The following is a 16,353-nucleotide window of genomic DNA, read 5'->3' on the forward strand; positions in this document are numbered from 1 at the left end:
TGCCCAATCAACTTTTTTTGGCAGGTTCGGCAAATTTCAAGGCCAACTCTACTTCTGTCCGCCCTTTTCCCAGCTGTTTAGCTATATCATCAGCCGATAAACCTTCCTCCCGCAAAGAAAGGACTTGTTTGATCAAGCCGCTGCCTTCCTGTATGAAGGGAGCCGATTCCTCCTGTTGCCGGGAAGTATTCATGTTCCGTTGGTATGCCTTTTGAACATGAGCCTTCTGTACCCTCGGTAAAGAAATCGAAGGTATTCCTTCGTCCGTTTCCAGTTCTTCTTTTTTTAGAAACACCGTAGAATGCCTGTCCTGCTCCTGATGGACCTCTGCTTCTCCTCTGCCTTTATCCTCTTGTCGATGCAAAGCGGCAAGATCGTTGATAAAGGCTTCGTTTTCTTCCTTCAAAGCCAGCAGGTAAGACTCCATTATTCCCTCAGTTTCTTTTATAAGCTTCTTTTGGCGCTTTTCTATATTATATAACCGGTTTTGCCTTGTAAATAACAGCACAATGGCTAGTAATGACAGGACATTCAACATAAACGAAATAAAAATAAGTACAGCAGTCATCTGTTCTCCCTATACTCTGTTTATCTATGGTTTGGGTCGTTAATTTTCATTAAGCAGTTTCTCAGTTTAAATATGGACTTAGAATGAATTTGAGAGATTCGTGAAGTGGATAAATTCATCACTTCCCCAATCTCCGTTAATGTGAGCTCTTCATGGTAGAACAAGCTAAGCACAAGCTGTTCTTTCTCTGAGAGCTTTGTTATCTCTGAAGCTATCTCCTTCAGAAGTTCCTTTTTTACTAAAGTTTCCTCCGGGGTAGACGCTCTTTCATCCTTTATAACAAAGCTTTTTCCTTCCGGTTCATCATTGCCGGATGCTTGTTCATCCATTGACAGCACATTAGCGACTAAATGCTCAGACATCGTGCGATGCACTTCACCTTCTGAAAGATCAAGCTGCTCTGCGACTTCTGAGGCTGTGACCGTCCGCAGGTATTTCTGCTCCAGCTCTTCAATCTTTGCTTCAATTTTCTTTGCCTTTTCTCTCATTCCCCGAGGCAGCCAGTCTTCTTTACGCAGACCATCTAAAATAGCTCCTCGGATACGAAAAGAGGCGTACGTATCAAATTTCAAATCACGTGCCGGGTCAAATTTCTTTAGCGCATCATATAACCCCATCAACCCGAGGCTTTTAATATCTTCCTTATCCACATTCTTCGGCAGACTGGCTGAAATACGCTGGGCATGGAAAGAAACAAGCGGCATATATCTCTTTACGAGCAGGTTGCCTGCCTGGGGGTCTTCTGACTCTTTCCAGACAGCCCACAGCTGCTGTTCATCATTTGTATTCTGCTTAGCCATAAATTACGTCTTTCCTCCTCGGATTGACCCCTCCAGCTTTTCTTGGAGAAAGGCACTTAAACATTTTATTCTTCACTTTCCATATTTTAAGAAAAACAATGTTACAAAGCAACTAAAATGTGAAAATATAACAAAAGGGACACACCTATGTCCCATCCTCTTTCTTATATTACACTGCTTCCCTTATTGACCGTCCGAATGTGCAGCTCAAATGTTGCCGGATCGAACTCGATCGTACGGCCATTGCTGCCTCCTGTATCCTCAGCCATGACAGGAATACGAAACCCTTTAAGTTCTCTTTTCACCGCTTGAACATTTCTTAAACCGATTTGGAAGGTATCGCTTTGTGATTGAAAAGAAAACATTTGGGCCCCACCCGCCATTTTTGCTTTCAGCCGGTAAAGCATAGCTCCGCGCGCTTGAAGCAAATGAACAAGCTCACTAATGCCTGTATCTGCAAATTTGGCTTTGTTTGTGTCGCCTTCTCTAGCAAGCCGGGAATCCGGCAGCATGATGTGAACCATTCCGGCAACCGGTACTCGCTCATCATAAATAACCACTCCTACGCACGACCCCAAACCTGATGTTCTTATCACATCAGGCGGACTGACCATGCCTATATCTGCTATTCCAACCTTCACTATTTTCCTCAAGCTACTCATCTCATTCAGCCCCAAGCGCCTGAAAGATTGTTCGAAAAGCTGGAGGGTCCGGAAGCAGAAAGAAGTACCCCGTCGTCTCACTTGCTTCTTCCTCGTCCAGCTCCGTTAGAATTGTTTCAATCATAATCGCTTTGTCTCCATAACGAGAAGCTTCAATTAGCCCGTAACTAATAATGGCGCCAAACATATCAATTACAAGTTCCGGAACCGATGGTTGTACCTGAAGGCGGGTGAAATCAGCAAGAGCTGATAAGTATGTCCCCGATAGTATATTGCCCAGCTCCTGTAAAGCAGAGCGCCTGAGACTTTCACTATCGGAAGACAGCTTGCCTTGACCTAGCAGCTTCTCTGTAAAGGTTTCAGCTTGTTGAAGAGATAACACAAAAAACATGCTTCCTGTAATGTCTCCTTCCATCCTTAAGCTGATGCTCACTACCTCTCTTTCGCTGCCGCCGGCCAGCTCCACCATGTCATCGAACGAGGAAACTCTTACATTAGGGACTTTCATATCAACCGCTCTATTAAGCAAAGCAGAAAGAGCAGCAGCTGCATGCCCAGCACCTATGTTGCCTATTTCTTTTAAAATATCTAAATGAATAGAGTGAAGCTTATTTATATAATCCATTGTCAGCCCTGCCTTTAACTAAAGAACCTTCTCCAAATCCAAAAGAATAATTAACCTTTTTTCCAGCTTTGCTACCCCCACAATGTAATCTTCCTCCGCACCGCCAACTCCCTCCGGCTGGAGTTCAATCACACTGCCAGGAATATCAAGCACGTCATTCGCTCCATCTACAATCAGACCGATCTCCGTGTCACCGGATACAGTAATAATGATTCTTGCTTGTTCATTATATTCTTCCGGCAGTTGAAAACGGCTTCTTAGATCCACAATCGGGGTAACAACCCCTCTCAAATTAATGACTCCTTTGATAAAAGGAGAAGTGCCAGGCACACGTGTGATGTGCATTAACTTTTCGATGGATTGGACCTGCTGTACAGGAAAAGCGTATTCCTTATCCTTTAGCTGAAAAGCAATGACCTTAGTCGCTGATGATGTCAATATTTCGCTCATTTTCCCCGTTCCTCCCTATAACCGGCCTCATTTAATTAGTGCGTTGCAATCAATGATTAATGCAACCTGGCCGTCGCCTAATATCGTTGCTCCCGAAATGGCAAATACACCGGACAAGTAGTTACCAAGGGACTTCAATACGACCTCTTGTTGGCCAATAAAAGAATCGACGACTAAACCGGCCATTTTATCACCTTTTCGAACGATGACGACAGAGTAAAATGACTCTTCCTTCTGCTCCTTCGGTACTTCAAACAAATCTTCTAAAAACAGCAAAGGAACAATCTTCCCACGGTAATCGATTACACGCTGCGCATGTGTATTCAAGATATCTTCTTTCTGCACAATCGCTGTTTCAATGATGGACGAAAGAGGGACCGCATATTTTTCACTGCCAATCTCAACAAGCATCACTGAAATAATAGAAAGTGTAAGCGGGAGCTGAATCAGAAATTTTGATCCGTTACCGAATTCCGATTGAATGCTAATGGCGCCTCCAAGAGATTCAATTGTCGTCTTAACCACGTCAAGGCCCACTCCGCGTCCGGAGATATCAGAAATTACATCGGCTGTTGAAAAGCCGGATGCTAAGATTAATTCGTAGATTTGACCATCTGTTAACGAGGCTGCCTGTTCCTTAGTAATGATGCCTTTTGTTAACGCTTTTTCGAGAACCTTCTCTTTGTCAATTCCTGCTCCGTCATCCTCAATTTCAATGAATACATGGTTACCGCTGTGATAAGCTTTTAGCTTGACAGTCCCCTCTTCATTCTTACCTTTTGCTTTCCTTTCAGCCGGCATCTCAATTCCATGATCGATTGCATTGCGGATTAAATGTACAAGCGGATCACCAATCTCATCAATGACTGTACGGTCAAGCTCCGTCTCCGCTCCGATGATTTCCAGGTTCATCTGTTTATTCAAGTCTTTTGCCAGCTGACGCACCATTCTTGGAAAACGGTTGAACACCGTCTCTACAGGCACCATGCGCATAGAAAGAATAATCTCTTGCAAATCCCCTGAAATTCTCGACATCCGCTCAACTGTTTCATTTAATTCCGGATGGTTCAGCTCACTTGAAATTTGCTCAAGACGTCCACGGTCAATAACAAGCTCTTCAAACAAATTCATTAAACTATCAAGACGCTCAATATTCACCCGAATGGTTTTATTCGAAGCAGCCGCTTTGCTCGCTGCCGGTTCATTCACTGTTTTTGTTTCCTTCTTTTCCACAGGAGTATCCTGTTTAAGCGCAGCCTCCTCTTGAGCCAGCATGATATCCTCTACTGCCTTCCTAGGAGTCTCTGATACATCCGCTTGCACAACTTCGGATATCTTCTCTATCTTATCCTTGAGACTTGAAGCTGTTTCCTTCGTAATAAAAGCGACGGTAAAACGATCCTCAAATTGCTCATTTTCCAGCTGCTCCACGGAAGGAAGAGATTTGATGACCTCGCCGTACTTTTCAAGCACTTCAAAGACCATGAACACTCGGGCAGCCTTCAATACACACTCGCTATGCAGCTGAATGCTGATCTCGTAGCATTCAAATCCCTGATCCTTCGACTGTTGAATAATGGCTTCCTCAAACTCATCGTATTCCATATGTAAAGCATTCGTATCAGGCGACTTTTGGAGAGAGGAGTCAAAAGCCGCCCCACCCTGTTCGATTTTCAGCAGTTTTTTTACAATCGACGTAACATCCCTTTTTCCATCGCCGCCGGAGGCAATATCATGCACCATGGCTTCTAAGTCATCAACCGATTCAAACACAACATCCAACATATCAGTAGAAACCTGAAGCTTGTGGTTACGCACGGCATCAAGGACATTTTCCATTTTGTGCGTTAAGTTTGCTAAATCATCATAGCCCATCGTTGCAGACATTCCTTTTAATGTGTGGGCAGCCCGAAAGATCTCGTTCACAATGCCGAGGTCCTCCGGGCTTTTCTCTAACAGCAATAAGTTTTCGTTGATGGCCTGTAAATGCTCCTTGCTCTCATCAATGAAAATATCTAAGTATTGGCTCACTTCCATCAGCCGCTCACCTTCCTACCTATTAATATATGTTAAAATTTTCTCAGCTATATTTTCTACCGGAGCAACACAATCAACCAACTGTGTGGAGATGGCGGCTTTAGGCATCCCAAATACGACACACGATTCTTCTGATTCTGCAATCGCATGCACACCTCCCGCTTTCTTTAATTGTATTAAGCCATTTACTCCGTCTGAGCCCATTCCGGTCATAATCACCGCAATGACTTGATAGTTATCCATGCGGCTGACGGATTCAAATAAAACATCAACAGCCGGACGGTGGCCATTTATAGAAGGTTCTTCCGTAAGCCAAGCAGTTGCCTTGCCTTCACTTTCTTTTACCTTTAAATGAAAGCCGCCAGGTGCAATATATACTACCCCTCTTTGAAGAGTTTCCTTATGATCCGCCTCTTTGACGTGGACGGCTGACAGAGAGTCGAGCCTCTGCGCGAGTGTTTTCGTAAAGCCTGGAGGCATATGCTGCACAACCAAGATGGGGGCAGCAATATCGTCTGGGAGCCTCGTGACTACCTGCTGCAGGGCTCTTGGACCACCGGTAGATGTTCCGATCACGACTATATTTCGGCTGCTTCTCTGGCTCGTTACTTTCCCTTTCTCTATCTCTTCTCTAGATCTTCTTCCTGCTATTGCTTCAGCTGGCTTTTGACCAGCTGGATAAACCTTTGCCTTAGAGGCAGCAAGAACCTTTTCAATGATTTCACGCTTTACCTTATAGAGGTCAAGAGAAATCGTGCCCGAAGGCTTGGCAATAAAATCAACGGCCCCTTTCTCTATGGCCTCGAAAGTCACTTCCGCTCCTTCTTTCGTTAAGCTTGATAGCATAACAACCGGTGTAGGCATATGCTCCATAATCCAGCTTAACGCATGAAGACCATCTAATTCAGGCATCTCCACATCCATCGTGACGACATCCGGACGAAACTGTTTCACTTTCTCGATTGCTTCCTTGCCGTTTCTAGCTGCAGCTACTACATCCATTTCAGGGTGCGAAGATAGAAATTCCCGTATGACCTTGCGCATAAAGGCTGAGTCATCGGCTATGACTACTTTTTTTCTTCTCATTTTCCCATCCCTCTTTCCTGCAAAAAGCGACGGAACTTGAAGATAAAGGACTCTCTTCCGGTATTCCCTACATAGGGCTGCTCATTATCCATATATGTTTTGACCGCTTGACGTAAACAGATGGAAACCTTCTTGTTCGGATGAGCAACGATGAAAGGAATCTGATCATACACCGCCTGCTTAACGGCAGCACTCTCAGGAAGCACGCCTAACAGACGACAATTCCTTCCTAGAAACTTGCGCACCGCTTCCTGCAGTCTGTATAGCGTGTCTCTTCCTTCCTTCATCGAACCCGCCCGATTACAGAGCAAATGGAGGGAGCTTTCTTCTTGCTGAACACAAATGTATTTCATTATAGAATAAGCATCCATAACAGCTGTGGGCTCAGGGGTAGTGACGACGAATACATCCTCAACCGACATTAAAATGGCAAGCGCCTCTTTGGATGCCCCTGCTCCCATATCAAATAACAAATAATCATAATTCCGGCTTAACCTCTCCATCTCATACAGCCATTTCTGAAGTGTTTCATCCTTCCAGTCTACTAGCCGGCTAAGACCTGAACCGCCTGAAATATAAGAAAAACCTTGGTCACCTTTTATAACTAATTCGGAAAGTGGTATATTCTTCTCAAAGAAATCAGCCATAGACCGATCTGTCTGCTGTCCTGTCAGCAAATGAATGTTGCCCATGCCGACATCCATATCTGCTATTAATACCCTATTGCCGTTCCTTGTTAATTCAACAGCTATATTGACACAAATATTGGATTTACCTACGCCGCCTTTCCCGCTAACAATGGCAATGGTCTTTGCCTGCTTTTGCGAGAGACGGCTTATTTTGCGGCGTAATCCAGCTGCCTGATCATCATGCATCATAATATTCACCTAACATCATTGCCGCTAATTGGTCAGTAGTTGGCTTGATAAGATCCTCTGGTACGCTTTGTCCATTGGTTATATAAGCAATTGGCTTTTGGTAATAGTACAGCATATTAATCATGGAGCCGTGGCTTGCTGTTTCATCTGCTTTCGTAAAAACAAACCGATGAATTGGTACAGCGGAAAACCTTTCGATCACTTCACGCATGTCCTGCTCCTTGGCAGCAAGAGATAGGACCAAAAAATTGCACATATTTTCAAAAGGAAGGATTTCCTGCAATTCATTTACAAACTGTTCCTCGCGGTAATTCCTTCCTGCTGTATCGATGTATACGATATCGCAGCCTTTCAGCCGCTCCATCGCTTCCTTCACTTCCCTAGGTTCATAGACAACTTCTAACGGAATTTTCAGCAAGTCAGCATACGTCTTCAATTGTTCAATCGCAGCAATCCGATATGTGTCTGCCGAGATAAAAGCAGTCTTAAGCCCTTGATCCAACACGTGTTCGGCTGCCAGCTTGGCGATTGTTGTCGTCTTGCCAACACCGGTAGGACCTAGCATATTGATGAACGGAGCTTGAAGGAGGTCCTCCCTCTCTTGTATAGGTCGAAGTTTCTCAGCCAGCCACTGCTTGCTCCACTTTATCGCTTGTTCCCCGCTCGCCTGGCCTCCAGCCATCCTCCATCTATCCAGAAGGTAATTCTTTAACTCTGAAACCAGCTCTTCCGCAACTCCCTGGCGCTGAAGCTGCCAAACGGGGCGTTCCAGTTCATTCGGATAAGCCACTGCAGCTAGGCTATTTGCCTGGGGAAACTTTTGAACTGTTTCCTTTAATTCCTTTATTTCCTGTACGAGATTTTCAACATTCTCTTCCGAAGAATGCAACGGTAAAGGCCTCTGCTCAGCTTTACGAACAGTACGAGACTCTTCATTCGATTTCTGCATTGGTGCAGCGTGATCGACCCCTGCCGTTACCTCAATCATTTTCTTCTTGAACAGTCCAAGAAAGCCTTTCTTATAAATGGTCTTGGAATGCAGAAGTACCGCTTCTTCCCCAAGGTCGCTGCGGACTTTTTTGATCGCCTCCGGCATGGTTGCTGCCCGGTACCTTTTCACTCTCAATCCAAGTTCACCACCCCTATGCTCTGCACTTCGATGCTTGGCTCCAGTTCATTGTAGGAAAGAATCGGAAGCTGTGGGAAATACCTTTCCGCCAGTTGACGAATATACATCCGAACAGCTGGTGAACAAAGAATAATAGGCGTTTGCTGCATGAAGGAAACTTGTTCTACCTGGCCAGCCATCGCCTCTAGTATCCTTTGAGAATCCATTGGATCTAAAGATAGGAAGTTGCCGTGTTCTGTCTGCTGCACGCTGTCAGCAACGAGCTTCTCGATTTTTCCGGATAAGGTGATCGCTTTTAGAGATTCTCCCTCTTCTGTGAATTGCCGGGTAATCTGCTTAGCGAGCGCTTGGCGTACATATTCCGTCAGCAAATCCGTATCAGATGTCATCTTCCCGAAATCAGCCAGGGTTTCAAAGATGATCGGCAAATTTCTGATGGAGACACCTTCCTTCAATAGTTTTGCTAATACTTTCTGTATCTCTCCTACTGTTAGCGGGTTTGGTGTTACTTCATCCACTAAGATTGGATAGGATTCTTTTAAGTGGTCGATCAGCTGCTGCGTTTCTTGGCGGCCGATCAGTTCATGTGCATGCGCTTTGATTGCCTCTGTCAAATGGGTAGACACAACGCTCGGCGGATCTACGACAGTATAGCCAAGAATCTCCGCCTGCTCCTTCACTTCTTCTGTAATCCATTTAGCTGGCAAACCAAAGGAGGGTTCAACTGTGTCGATCCCCTCTATCGTGCCATCATCCTCTCCTGGACTCATAGCTAAATAATGGTCCAGTAGCAAGTCACCTGAGGCTGCCGTACTTCCCTTAATCTTAATACGATATTCATTAGGGCGAAGCTGAATGTTATCTCGGATACGGACAACCGGAATGACGAGACCAAGCTCAATAGCCAGCTGGCGGCGTATCATGACAACCCGGTCCAGCAGGTCGCCCCCCTGGCTTGCATCAGCTAATGGAATTAATCCATAGCCGAATTCGAATTCAATGGGGTCTATATTTAACAAGCTGACTACGCTCTCCGGGCTCTTCAGCTCCTCTGTCTCCATTTCCTCCACCGCTTCAAGGTCATTAGCTTCTTCCTGCTTCGGCGAACGCTGCAGTATATATCCGCCTACAGCTAGTGCAGCAGCTATTGGAATCGTTAATATATCATTAATTGGTGTAACCAGCCCAAGAAGGAAGATCGTGCCGGCTGCGATATACAGCATCATAGGAAAGGCAAGGAGCTGCGACATAATGTCTTCGCCGAGATTTCCGGAGGAAGCCGCTCTCGTCACGACTATCCCCGTAGCCGTAGAGATCAACAGTGCAGGGATCTGGGAAACAATTCCGTCGCCTACTGTTAACAGCGAATAGCGGGAAGCCGCTTCTGCCATAGGCAGTCCTTGCTGCACCACGCCGATCACCATTCCGAAAATGAGGTTAATGAGCACGATAATAATCCCAGCAATGGCATCTCCCTTTACAAACTTCGTCGCCCCATCCATTGCTCCGTAAAAGTCAGCTTCACGGCTGACTTTCTCACGCCGCTCTCTAGCTTCCTGCTCCGAAATCATTCCTGCATTTAAATCTGCATCAATACTCATCTGCTTTCCTGGCATCGCATCAAGCGTGAAACGGGCAGCTACCTCAGATACACGCTCGGATCCCTTTGTAATAACGACGAATTGAATAATAACAAGAATTAAGAAAACGACCATACCAACAATAATATTTCCGCCGACTACGAAGGTACCAAACGTTTCAACGACTCCGCCGGCTTCTCCATTGCTTAAAATCGAGCGAGTGGTTGACACATTTAAGCCAAGGCGAAACAGTGTTAACAGTAATAACAAAGACGGGAAAACTGAGAACTCCAAAGCCTCTCGCATATTCATGGAAATAAGCAGGACTAACAGCGCTAAAGATATATTAACGATGATTAGTACACTCAGCATCCAGGATGGCAGCGGGACAACGAGCATGGCTACGATTAAAATGACACTTAACAAGACGGAGACGTCTCTTGGCTTCATTTCTTTTCTCTCCTAACAGTGAACTTACAATTTATTCTTTAATCGGTATACGTAAGCCAGAATTTCAGCTACTGCCTTAAAAAATTCCTCGGGAATCGGCTGGCCAATGTCAGCCTGATCGTAAAGCGCTCGAGCCAGAGGGCGATTCTCTACCAGCTCTACTTCATTTTCACCTGCAATATACTTAATCTTTTGTGCAAGGTAATCTACGCCTTTGGCAACAACAATTGGTGCATCAGCTTTTTTTTCGTCGTATTTAAGTGCGATGGCATAATGAGTAGGATTTGTGATAACAACATCCGCCTGAGGTACTTCCTGCATCATACGGCTCATAGCCATTTCGCGCTGCCGCTGCTTAATTTTCGACTTAATCAGCGGGTCACCCTCCATGTTCTTATATTCATCCTTTATATCTTGCTTGGACATACGGATACTTTTTTCAAAATCATACCTTTGGTAGAAGTAATCAATTAAAGCGATGAACAGCAAGGAAATAGAAGCAGCAGCTCCCATCTGGAGTGTGAGTGAGCCGACCGATGTTAAAGCTTCACCAACCGATTTAAATGGCAGTTTTAGCACCTCTTCAATGTTCAGCCAGAGAACAAAGAATGCAGCCGCACCGACAAAAGTAATTTTCAAAATTGACTTAAGCAGTTCTACTATGGCTCTGGCTGCAAAAATTCGCTTTAAGCCTTTAATCGGGTCCAGCTTCTCTAGCTTAGGCTTGATTGGTTCCAGGGTGAATAAAAAGCCGACCTGCAAGTAGTTGGACGTCACTCCCGCGAGAAGAGCAACAGCCATAATGGGTCCCAGAATAAAGATAAGCTGTCCCATTACTTCAAGCACCACGACTTTCAAATTTGCTTCCGTGACAGACATGACGAGATAATGCTCAAGTGAATGCTGGAACAAATGAAGGAGATGGTTGCCCATAAAAGAAGCACCTGCTAATAAAAAACCAAACAAAGCCAGTAAACTAATGGCTGTTGTTACGTCCTGGCTTTTCGCTACCTGTCCTTTTTGGCGAGTGTCCTTTTTCTTCTTCGGGGTGGCTTTTTCTGTCTTCTCCCCGGCAAAGAACTGAAGATCAAGCTTTAACATTTCCATTATGTTCCTCCCAGTAAGGTCATCACGTCACGCATCGTGTACAGCATCATTTCGAACAATTCCTCAACAACAGCGAAAATGGCCCCCATGACCACAACCATGACAATAAAGGCGACAGCAATCTTGATTGGAAAGCCGACAACAAAAATATTGATCTGCGGAACAGTTCTCGCCACGATGCCAAGAGCCACATCTACAAGGAACAGAACAGCCACGACTGGCATAGCCATTTGCAAAGCGAGCATGAACATCATCCCGAAGGCTCTGCTTATATAATTGGCTAAGCTGCCATCCCCAAAGTGAAGAGCAATTTGATCCACTGGAATATACTGATAACTGTAATAAATGCCATCCAAAATTAAATGATGGCCATCTAAGGCAAGAAGCAGTAAAAGGGCAAACATATTTAAATATTGGCCGGTGAGTGGTGTTTGCGCTCCTGTTTGCGGATCAATCACATTTGCAATGATAAAGCCCATCTGAAAGTCAATTAGGGCACCCGCAATTTGAATAGCGGCCAAAATAATGTAAGCAGCAAGGCCAATTGACAAACCGACTAACGCTTCCTTTAAAACAAGCAAGACATATCTTCCATCGATCTCTAGCATCGGTACTTCCACTGTGTAGTACATCATCCAGGAAAGCAGAATGGCAAAACCGATTCGATGCATAGCTGGTATCGTCCGATGAGAAAATAAAGGAATCACTATAAAAAAAGAAGTGACCCGAACAATCACTAATAGCAGAACAGAAAGCTCTGGTATTATTTCTTCCATTCAATCAACCTACAAACCTTGTTAGATTCGTGAATATATCCATAGCATAAGAAAGCATCGTACCAAGCATCCACGGACCAAAGAATACAAGACCGACGAGTACAGCAACAATCTTTGGAATGAAAGCTAAAGTTTGCTCCTGAATCTGTGTAGTGGCTTGAAAGATGCTTACTAAAAGGCCGACAATAAGTGCTACCAGAAGCAGCGGCCCGCAAATAACAATAGTGGTATATACGCCTTGTTCAGCTAACGAAATGACCGATTCCGCATTCATGTGTTTCACCTACTTAGTTAGAAGCTTTGCAGCAAGGATTGAATAACTAAATACCATCCATCTACAAGTACAAATAATAATATTTTAAAAGGAAGAGAGATCATGACCGGCGGCAGCATCATCATTCCCATAGACATAAGCACGCTAGCGACCACCATATCAATGACAAGAAAAGGGATGAAAATCATAAATCCAATTTGAAAGGCTGTTTTAATCTCACTTAAGGCAAAGGCCGGAACAAGCGATGTTAAAGGAATATCCTCAATCGATGCCGGACGCTCCGCTCCTGAATAATTCAAAAACAGCTCTAAGTCTTTCTGCCTCGTATGCTCACTCATGAAATCCTTCAGCGGCAAGCTGGCCCGGTCATATGCTTCCTCCAAATTAATTTCTTCATTAAATAATGGCGTCAAGGCTTCATCATTAATCTGCTGAAACACAGGAGCCATGATAAAAAAAGTTAAAAATAAAGAAAGACCAATCAGTACCTGGGTAGGTGGCGTCTGCTGCGTACCAAGGGCTGAACGGACAAAGGAAAGCACAATCACAATCCTTGTAAAGGAAGTCATCAAAATTAAAATGCTCGGAGCCAGCGACAAAACTGTTAATAACAAAAGCAGCTTTACGGATGTCGAAACATTCTCCGGTGAGCTCGTATTAAAAAGTTCTATCGCCTCATTCATCGCGTTTCTTCTCCTTGTTGGTGATCTTCTCGATTTGTTCTTTTCGATCTCGCTTCAATTCGCTTAATTTCTCCTCAAACAGCGTCTCAAACGAATTGGATTGACTCTTAGCATGCTCATCTTTCTTCTTCCATTTATTGAGTATATTTGTTAAGGCATCTTTCGGCTGCAGCAATTGATCGACCTGATCGTTATACTGGCTCACGATATGTTCAACTTCCTTTGGGTCATCCAGCTCTTTAATCAGCTGGATGTTCTCCCCCACACCTAGAATAAACAGGCGGTCGCCTGTCTTCACGACCTGGATGGACCTGTTTCCTCCCAAAGAAGAACCGCCTAAGTGCTGAATGACTTTCGTCTGCTGATAAGAATGTGTATTTTTATTAACAAAGCGCAGTAAAAAGTAAATAAGAGCTACTACTAAAAGGAGAGCTCCCATCATTTTCAGCATATCCCAGATGGTTACACCCACGGTTTCTGTTCGTTCTGTCTGCTGGTCTTGCCCGATCTGTCCATCCTGCTTTGTTTCTGCTTCCTGCCCGCATTTCTCCGGTGCTTCCAAGCAGTCCTTTACATTACTATCAAATGGCTCTGCCTGGACAGCGGTCACGCTGCCTGCCAACAGAGCCACGCATACAGAGATGAACATAAAGGGCTTAAAAAGCGTTTTTATCAAAAGAACACCCTCTTAAGCTAATGTTTTTGAAATCGCTTCAATGACGCGGTCAGGCTGAAAGGGCTTCACAATAAAATCCTTTGCACCTGCTTGAATCGCGTCGATGACCATCGCCTGCTGCCCCATAGCCGAGCACATGATAACCTTCGCGCCTGCATCGATTTCCTTAATTTCCTTTAGTGCAGCGATGCCGTCTTTTTCAGGCATGGTAATATCCATCGTGACTAAATCCGGCTTCAGTTCCTGGTATTTTTCTACAGCCTGGACTCCGTCAGCTGCTTCTCCTACTACTTCATAGCCGTTCTTCGTTAAAATATCTTTAATCATCATGCGCATGAATGCAGCATCGTCTACAATCAAAATACGGTTTCCCATTTCCATTACCCCCAATATTTCCTATAAATTCTTCAATCTGTCCTTTTCGTTTAAAATATCGGTGATTCTTACACCGAAATTTTCATCAATTACCACTACTTCACCTTTAGCGATAAGGCGGCTGTTAATGAAGACATCCACGGGTTCCCCGGCCAATTTATCCAACTCGATAATAGAGCCGGCAGATAGCTCCAGCACCTCTTTGACAGAACGGCTGGTACGTCCAAGTTCGACTGTTACCTGCAGCGGAATATCCATCAGCATATTTAGATTGCGGCTTTCACCTGTTTCAGACGGAGCGGTATCAAAGGAAGAGAAAACAGCCGGTTGAATATTTACCTCTTTCTGCTGAACTCTCATATTTTCTGAAGGTTGATTCTGCCGAACAGGCATTGTTTTCTGAGCTCTACCCGCCTGGTTACCTTCGGGATGTCTGTCTGCAACAGGCGCTGGCTGTGGCTGTATACGCTCATCTTTCTCCGGCTGCTCAATACCCGCACCCATCAATTCAGCCACGAGACCTTTCGCAAAGTCTAACGGGACAAGTTGCATAATATTCGAGTCAATTAAATGACCAACCCTCAGCCGAAAAGAAATCTTCACAAGCAGCTCTAAGTCTTGAATTTTTTCTTCTCCTGTTCCTTCATTTAAATCTAGTAAATTAATTGAAGGGGGAGAGATATCTACACGCTTATTGAATATAGTAGACATAGAGGTTGCAGCTGAGCCCATCATTTGGTTCATCGCTTCCTGCACAGCACTCAGCTGCAGCTCCCCTAACTCAGGACTCGTATCTAGTCCAGTACCGCCAAGCATGAGGTCAGCAATAATCGCCGCATCCTTCTGCTGGATGACCAGCAAATTTGTTGCTCCCGTAAAGCCCTGTGTATATTCCACTTCAATCGCTACATAAGGAAGAGGAAACTCATCCTTTAAATTATGGCGATTAATAACTGTAACGGCCGGGGTGGTAATATCCACCTTTTGATTCAACAAGCTAGAAAGAGCAGTTGCCGAACTTCCAAAGGAAATGTTCCCAATCTCCCCAAGTGCATCTTTCTCAAATCCTTCTAAGTACTTATCTGTGTCTTGCTCTGCCGGCACGCCTCTTTCTGTGTCTATATCAGCCGTTCCTTTTAGCAGCGCATCAATTTCTTCTTGGGAAAGCATATGATCATTCATCGCCCTCTTCTTCCCCCTTTATCGTATCTATAATTTGAACAGCCATTTTCTTATTCAGCTTTCCAGGCTGCGCAGTAAACTTTGGCACTTCCCCAACCTTTATCAAGAGCGGGGTGTCAATCCGGCTGTCAAGCTCAATAACGTCTCCCACAGAAAGCGATAGAAACTCTTCAATGGTAATATCAGAATGCCCCATCTCAGCGACAAGAGGAACAGCTGCTGACTCTACACGCTTTTGTAAATGCTCAATCTCTTCTGGCTGCTGCTCTTTTTTATCCGGGCTTTGCATCCAGTAATGAGCGGACAGCTGTGAAATAACCGGCTCAAGCACCACATGCGGAATACATATATTAATCATTCCAGATGTTCGCCCAATTGTTGTTTCTAATGAAATAACTACAACTGTTTCATTCGGGGAAACCATCTGCAGAAACTGAGGGTTCACCTCAAACTTAGTCATCATCGGTTCGATATCTACTAGATTTATCCATGCTTCTCTATAATTCTCAAATGCCCGTTCAAATATATTAGACATCAGCTTTGTTTCGATTTCCGTTAAACTTCCTGTGTGACTGGTACCTGTTCCAGCTCCGCCAAGAAGCCTTTCCATAACTGCATAAGCGACGTTTGGGTTAATCTCCATCAGGACATGACCACTAAGCGGAGGAACTTCAAATACATTTAGAACCGTCATATTAGGAATAGAGCGAATAAATTCCTCGTAAGGCAGCTGATCTGCTGACACGACGGAAATATCGACAAATGTTCGAAGCTGTGCCGAGAAAAAGGTGGTCAATAGCCGGGCAAAGTTATCATGCATTCTTGTTAAGCTGCGAATTTGATCCTTCGAAAAGCGAAGAGCTCTTTTAAAATCATATACTTTTACTTTCTTTTGCTGCTCTTCTTTCTTCAGCTCATCTGCATCCATTTCGCCTGTCGATATGGCTGACAATAACGCATCAATCTCATTTTGGGATAAAACATCTCCTGCCATGCTGTCACCTCCGTTCTGCAG

Annotated in this window: 18 protein-coding genes; all 18 read right to left on the reverse strand. The window is 44.5% G+C overall.

The window, feature by feature from the left end; genetic code table 11:
• Nucleotides 1-7: 7 nt before the first annotated feature.
• Complete coding sequence (locus tag QY97_RS01825) at nt 8-568, reverse strand: hypothetical protein (protein ID WP_039232679.1); 561 nt, start codon at nt 566-568, stop codon at nt 8-10.
• A 20-nt stretch (nt 569-588) separates the two neighbouring features.
• Complete coding sequence (locus QY97_RS01830; RefSeq protein WP_039232682.1) at nt 589-1,368, reverse strand: FliA/WhiG family RNA polymerase sigma factor; 780 nt, start codon at nt 1,366-1,368, stop codon at nt 589-591.
• 164 nt (nt 1,369-1,532) lie between these two features.
• Complete coding sequence (locus QY97_RS01835; protein ID WP_039232684.1) at nt 1,533-2,030, reverse strand: chemotaxis protein CheD; 498 nt, start codon at nt 2,028-2,030, stop codon at nt 1,533-1,535.
• Nucleotide 2,031: 1 nt separating this feature from the next.
• The gene (locus QY97_RS01840; protein ID WP_039232686.1) at nt 2,032-2,655 is read right to left on the reverse strand and encodes a chemotaxis protein CheC; all 624 of its coding nucleotides are present in this window, start codon (nt 2,653-2,655) and stop codon (nt 2,032-2,034) included.
• A gap of 18 nt (nt 2,656-2,673) precedes the next feature.
• On the reverse strand, nt 2,674-3,105 hold the full coding sequence (locus QY97_RS01845) for a chemotaxis protein CheW (protein ID WP_039232688.1): 432 nt from the start codon (nt 3,103-3,105) through the stop codon (nt 2,674-2,676).
• 27 nt (nt 3,106-3,132) lie between these two features.
• Nucleotides 3,133-5,142 carry a chemotaxis protein CheA gene (locus QY97_RS01850; protein WP_039232691.1) on the reverse strand — a complete coding sequence of 670 codons (2,010 nt, stop codon included), beginning with the start codon at nt 5,140-5,142 and terminating at the stop codon, nt 3,133-3,135.
• Between the two features lie 15 nt (nt 5,143-5,157).
• Nucleotides 5,158-6,228 (reverse strand): protein-glutamate methylesterase/protein-glutamine glutaminase, encoded by a 1,071-nt coding sequence (locus tag QY97_RS01855; protein WP_039232693.1) that lies wholly within the window; start codon nt 6,226-6,228, stop codon nt 5,158-5,160.
• Nucleotides 6,225-7,103: a MinD/ParA family protein gene (locus QY97_RS01860; RefSeq protein WP_039232697.1), complete on the reverse strand. Its 879-nt coding sequence runs from the start codon at nt 7,101-7,103 to the stop codon at nt 6,225-6,227. Before QY97_RS01860 ends, QY97_RS01855 begins: the two co-directional genes overlap by 4 nt.
• Nucleotides 7,096-8,226 (reverse strand): flagellar biosynthesis protein FlhF, encoded by a 1,131-nt coding sequence (gene flhF, locus QY97_RS01865; protein WP_229731516.1) that lies wholly within the window; start codon nt 8,224-8,226, stop codon nt 7,096-7,098. The genes QY97_RS01860 and flhF overlap by 8 nt, the downstream gene beginning before the upstream one ends.
• Before the next feature lie 2 nt (nt 8,227-8,228).
• Nucleotides 8,229-10,265, reverse strand: a complete 2,037-nt coding sequence (gene flhA / locus QY97_RS01870; RefSeq protein WP_039232703.1) for a flagellar biosynthesis protein FlhA — start codon at nt 10,263-10,265, stop codon at nt 8,229-8,231.
• A 24-nt stretch (nt 10,266-10,289) separates the two neighbouring features.
• Nucleotides 10,290-11,372, reverse strand: coding sequence for a flagellar biosynthesis protein FlhB (gene flhB / locus QY97_RS01875; RefSeq protein WP_039232706.1), 1,083 nt, complete (start codon nt 11,370-11,372; stop codon nt 10,290-10,292).
• Nucleotides 11,372-12,148, reverse strand: a complete 777-nt coding sequence (fliR, locus tag QY97_RS01880) for a flagellar biosynthetic protein FliR (protein WP_039232708.1) — start codon at nt 12,146-12,148, stop codon at nt 11,372-11,374. Before fliR ends, flhB begins: the two co-directional genes overlap by 1 nt.
• A 4-nt stretch (nt 12,149-12,152) precedes the next feature.
• Nucleotides 12,153-12,422 carry a flagellar biosynthesis protein FliQ gene (gene fliQ / locus QY97_RS01885; protein WP_039232712.1) on the reverse strand — a complete coding sequence of 90 codons (270 nt, stop codon included), beginning with the start codon at nt 12,420-12,422 and terminating at the stop codon, nt 12,153-12,155.
• A gap of 17 nt (nt 12,423-12,439) precedes the next feature.
• The gene (gene fliP, locus QY97_RS01890; RefSeq protein WP_039232714.1) at nt 12,440-13,105 is read right to left on the reverse strand and encodes a flagellar type III secretion system pore protein FliP; all 666 of its coding nucleotides are present in this window, start codon (nt 13,103-13,105) and stop codon (nt 12,440-12,442) included.
• Nucleotides 13,098-13,781: a flagellar biosynthetic protein FliO gene (locus QY97_RS01895; protein WP_052728906.1), complete on the reverse strand. Its 684-nt coding sequence runs from the start codon at nt 13,779-13,781 to the stop codon at nt 13,098-13,100. Before QY97_RS01895 ends, fliP begins: the two co-directional genes overlap by 8 nt.
• 12 nt (nt 13,782-13,793) lie before the next feature.
• Entirely contained in the window at nt 13,794-14,156 is a 363-nt protein-coding gene (locus QY97_RS01900) for a response regulator (RefSeq protein ID WP_039232717.1), read from the reverse strand.
• A gap of 21 nt (nt 14,157-14,177) precedes the next feature.
• A complete protein-coding gene (fliY, locus tag QY97_RS01905) occupies nt 14,178-15,338 on the reverse strand; it encodes a flagellar motor switch phosphatase FliY (RefSeq protein WP_039232720.1) in 1,161 nt (386 codons plus the stop codon).
• Nucleotides 15,331-16,332, reverse strand: a complete 1,002-nt coding sequence (fliM, locus tag QY97_RS01910; RefSeq protein ID WP_039232723.1) for a flagellar motor switch protein FliM — start codon at nt 16,330-16,332, stop codon at nt 15,331-15,333. The genes fliY and fliM overlap by 8 nt, the downstream gene beginning before the upstream one ends.
• Between the last annotated feature and the right edge of the window lie 21 nt (nt 16,333-16,353).

Source organism: Bacillus thermotolerans (genome assembly GCF_000812025.2).
GTDB lineage: Bacteria > Bacillota > Bacilli > Bacillales > Domibacillaceae > Quasibacillus > Quasibacillus thermotolerans.

Coding starts and splice junctions, on each gene's coding strand:
- QY97_RS01825 (WP_039232679.1), bottom strand. CDS start 568: ATGACTGCTGTACTTATTTTTATTTCGTTTATGTTGAATGTCCTGTCA.
- QY97_RS01830 (WP_039232682.1), bottom strand. CDS start 1,368: ATGGCTAAGCAGAATACAAATGATGAACAGCAGCTGTGGGCTGTCTGG.
- QY97_RS01835 (WP_039232684.1), bottom strand. CDS start 2,030: ATGAGTAGCTTGAGGAAAATAGTGAAGGTTGGAATAGCAGATATAGGC.
- QY97_RS01840 (WP_039232686.1), bottom strand. CDS start 2,655: ATGGATTATATAAATAAGCTTCACTCTATTCATTTAGATATTTTAAAA.
- QY97_RS01845 (WP_039232688.1), bottom strand. CDS start 3,105: ATGAGCGAAATATTGACATCATCAGCGACTAAGGTCATTGCTTTTCAG.
- QY97_RS01850 (WP_039232691.1), bottom strand. CDS start 5,142: ATGGAAGTGAGCCAATACTTAGATATTTTCATTGATGAGAGCAAGGAG.
- QY97_RS01855 (WP_039232693.1), bottom strand. CDS start 6,228: ATGAGAAGAAAAAAAGTAGTCATAGCCGATGACTCAGCCTTTATGCGC.
- QY97_RS01860 (WP_039232697.1), bottom strand. CDS start 7,103: ATGCATGATGATCAGGCAGCTGGATTACGCCGCAAAATAAGCCGTCTC.
- flhA (WP_039232703.1), bottom strand. CDS start 10,265: ATGAAGCCAAGAGACGTCTCCGTCTTGTTAAGTGTCATTTTAATCGTA.
- flhB (WP_039232706.1), bottom strand. CDS start 11,372: ATGGAAATGTTAAAGCTTGATCTTCAGTTCTTTGCCGGGGAGAAGACA.
- fliR (WP_039232708.1), bottom strand. CDS start 12,148: ATGGAAGAAATAATACCAGAGCTTTCTGTTCTGCTATTAGTGATTGTT.
- fliQ (WP_039232712.1), bottom strand. CDS start 12,422: ATGAATGCGGAATCGGTCATTTCGTTAGCTGAACAAGGCGTATATACC.
- fliP (WP_039232714.1), bottom strand. CDS start 13,105: ATGAATGAGGCGATAGAACTTTTTAATACGAGCTCACCGGAGAATGTT.
- QY97_RS01900 (WP_039232717.1), bottom strand. CDS start 14,156: ATGGGAAACCGTATTTTGATTGTAGACGATGCTGCATTCATGCGCATG.
- fliY (WP_039232720.1), bottom strand. CDS start 15,338: ATGAATGATCATATGCTTTCCCAAGAAGAAATTGATGCGCTGCTAAAA.
- fliM (WP_039232723.1), bottom strand. CDS start 16,332: ATGGCAGGAGATGTTTTATCCCAAAATGAGATTGATGCGTTATTGTCA.